Annotated in this window: 3 protein-coding genes; all 3 read left to right on the top strand. The window is 47.8% G+C overall.

Translation table 11 applies throughout. The features are described from left to right. The coding region (locus tag ACESNI_RS09620; protein WP_373086365.1) for a glycosyltransferase at nt 1-192 on the top strand (192 nt) is incomplete at its 5' end. A 25-nt stretch (nt 193-217) separates the two neighbouring features. Further along, nucleotides 218-1216 (top strand): glycosyltransferase family 2 protein, encoded by a 999-nt coding sequence (locus ACESNI_RS09625; RefSeq protein WP_373086367.1) that lies wholly within the window; start codon nt 218-220, stop codon nt 1214-1216. Between the two features lie 451 nt (nt 1217-1667). Beyond that, entirely contained in the window at nt 1668-2879 is a 1212-nt protein-coding gene (locus ACESNI_RS09630) for a glycosyltransferase family 4 protein (protein ID WP_373086368.1), read from the top strand. Nucleotides 2880-3310 lie beyond the last annotated feature (431 nt).

Raw genomic sequence — 3310 nt, forward strand, 5'->3', positions numbered from 1 at the left:
AAACTTTGGGCAGATGCACTTGAACATCTTTTCATGGCTCCGGATCGGATTGAAAATTTGGGTGTCGTCGGTCGTGCACGAGTCTCAGGTACGTTTACGCTTGAACGTGAGGTTGACGATTATATCTCTTTATATCGTCGTATGCTTGAATCCTCTCCAATATCACAGGCACCGTTAGCTGTAGGTGTTTGATCGAAATGAAATAGTAATATATAATATGAAACGATTAGATCCAATGTTTAGTATTGCAATTCCGGTTCGAAACGGAGCCCATTATCTTCGGGCGGCATTGGATAGTGCGTTGCAGCAATCATATGATGATTTTGAAATCTGTATTTCTGAAAATGCTTCTTCGGACGAGACACTTTCTATTTTGAATGAGTATGTTCAGAAAGACAAACGAGTCCGATTTAGTAGAACGGAGAAACTGATCCCCATGGGAGACAATTGGAACCGAGTTTGCAGAATGGCCCATGGACGATGGATTAAGATGCTGGCGCATGATGACTTGCTCCGCGGGGACTGCCTGGAAAAGATCGTCATGGAATTGGGGGCGTTAACCGAGAGTGAGCGGAAACAGGTTGGTCTTATCGGAACCGGTGAGGACAAGCTTTTCGGAAACGTAGAGCGAAGGGGGCTTAGCCTTAAGAATGGAGATTCTGTATTGCTCTTAAGAAAGAGGTATATCGTTGCGCTTATTAGGGGTGAAAGCAAAATACCATTGCCGGGTATTGTGACTGCTACATTGAGTAACCGCGTGTTTCAAGAAGGGCATGCGTATGATAATCGCTTTGGCCATCTTGATATTTTCTTATATATGAAATTGTGCTGCCATTATGACTACCTTTACATTCCTGCTAATTTGTGTGTGAATCGTGTACAAAATGACTCAGTAACGGCAACGCAGCTTAAGGGTAGCAAGTCGGTTTATGAGTGGCGGATATTTGGCCGTGAGTTTCTGGCTACAGAGGGACGTATACTAAATTTGGGCTGGTGGGGGGAATTGCGACTTCAGCTCAAGACAGTTGGTGACGCGGCAGCAAAGGTGGCGACCTATGGCCTGATTTGTGCTGATATTAAACCAGCGTGGGGAGCGATTACGGCTGTTCCTCTTTGGCAGATGCCGCTTTTACCCGTTCTTATCTTCCGCTCTTGGGTGCGGGCGAGGCGTTTGGTGAAAACGTTGCAACTTCCTGGAAAAATAATATTTCCATAGACTGAAAATAAAATAAACACATGAAATCCTTTGAATCTGATAGTACGGAATCATACATTGATTGCTGTAGTAACCTAGATGGTTCTGCGTCCCCGTCGAGAACGTGATACTATAGGATACCTTTCTTTTGCGGACCGACAACATTGCTTTTGCTTAATATTCGAACTAGCTGGCTGAAGCACCTCCGGATCGTGTCGATTGCAGGTGGTAGAGTTTCGATAGAACAGGATCGGAGAAGACGGCGAGACATCCTTAGCGCATTAACAGATCTGCCCATGCGAATCGCCCTTTTGTCGTCGCTGTTCGTATCGTGTTCTTGACGCACAGAATATAGTCAGGTCAGAAGTTCTAGTTTGTTTGAAACCTTCGACCCAATTTCTCCGTGAATCCCAATACGATGTCCTCTTTGTTATTGATACCAGTGCAAGTTCCCGAAAGGGAGCGTTACCTCGTGGTTGTTGCCGGCTCCCGAGACCATTATCAGGTTGCCTTGGCGCTACAGGAAACGGGTCGTCTGCATAGGCTGATCAATGAGCTCTATTTGCCGGCGATGCCAGTATGGATGCAAAGGCTCGCCGCCCTAATTGCCGGGAGGGAGCGTAGCAGTAGCCGGGTGCATGCCGAGCTACCTGCTTACCGGGTGCAGATTTCGTGGCTTGCGCTGATGGCCAGCCTCCTGAACCGGGCGCTCCCCTCCACTCGATTTGTGCGTTGGAAGGATGCGGCACTCGGTCGGGCTTGCGGTCGGATGGCTACAGGGCACCACCTACCGGTTGTAGCCTACAGTTACTATGCTTCCTATGTTTTTGAGCAGATGCCGGCGAACCTGCAGAAGATTATCTTCCAGGTTCATCCGCATCCGGCGGCAGTTAGAAGGATTCTGCTGGAGGAGCTCCAACATTGTCCTGCTTCTGAAGGATCTTTGTCCCTTGAAAATGAACTCAATTTCCCTGCAGTCACGTTAGAACGCCTGTCTAGAGAGGCACTCTGTGCCAACCATGTGATCACGCCGAGTTCGTTTGCGAAACAGACGTTAGTTGAAGCCGGGGTTAACTCGGATCGTATTGTTGTGGTCCCCTACGGGATTGATTCGGGATCGTTTTACCCGAAAAGCTTTGATAACCAGAATACAAGCTATTCACTGCGGCTAATATTTGTCGGCTCAATTGTGCAAAGAAAAGGATTGAGCTATCTGCTCGAGGCCGTCCGGCAGTTGCGTGGAAAACAGGTGGAATTGGTTTTGGTTGGGCGGGGCGCGCGCGACGATGTGCTGCTCGACACCTTTTCCGATGTCCCTTTCCGTTTGGTTTGGAATGCGTCGCGTGAGGAATTGGTGCAGGAATTGCAGGAGGCTGACGTTTTTATCTTTCCGTCGTTGGTAGAGTCATTCGCTCATGTGATCCTTGAAGCAATGTCAGTTGGATTACCGGTCATCACCACAACAAATACGGCAGGCCCGGATTTGCTGGAGGAAGGGCGGACCGGATTTGTCGGGCCAATACGCGATGTGGATTTCTTGGTCCGAAAGATCCGCTGGTTTTTGGCTAATCCCTCCGAAGTTTCAGCGATGGGACGGGCGTGTCAGAAGGAAGCCGCAAAGAGGACGTGGTCCCGGTTTCGTAGCGAAATAAGAGAGGCGCTGGATAATTTCAGACTCAAATAGGATTTTGAACTATCGAGAATTAAAAGATCTTAACCTTGCAGGTCCGAGCGGAATTATTTAATGAATTTTTGATATACAGAGTCGCACGGTCTCGGTGATTGTGACGAATTATCTTTGTCGAAAACGTCGGAAATCGATTAGATCAGCATACTCAAAATGTCAGATACTCGTATCATAGCTCAGTTTAGAGCACTTAAAGCTATATCAAGCTTACAGACAACGATGGTCAGATTTGATCTTTCGGAAGGTATCGTGTGCATGATTCCACGTGTCGCTCAGCAGCTGGAGTTCCTCTTCTATTCAGTCCATGCATTGCGAGTGATTTCGGACTTCTTGATTAGTGCGGTAGCGCAAACCTTTAAGTCTGTTGGAAAATATCCCCTTGGTGATCGATGAGTAGTCTGGAAACGAAGCGTGTGTCGGCTATCGAT

The organism is Sneathiella sp., from assembly GCF_041689005.1.
Classification (GTDB): domain Bacteria; phylum Pseudomonadota; class Alphaproteobacteria; order Sneathiellales; family Sneathiellaceae; genus Sneathiella.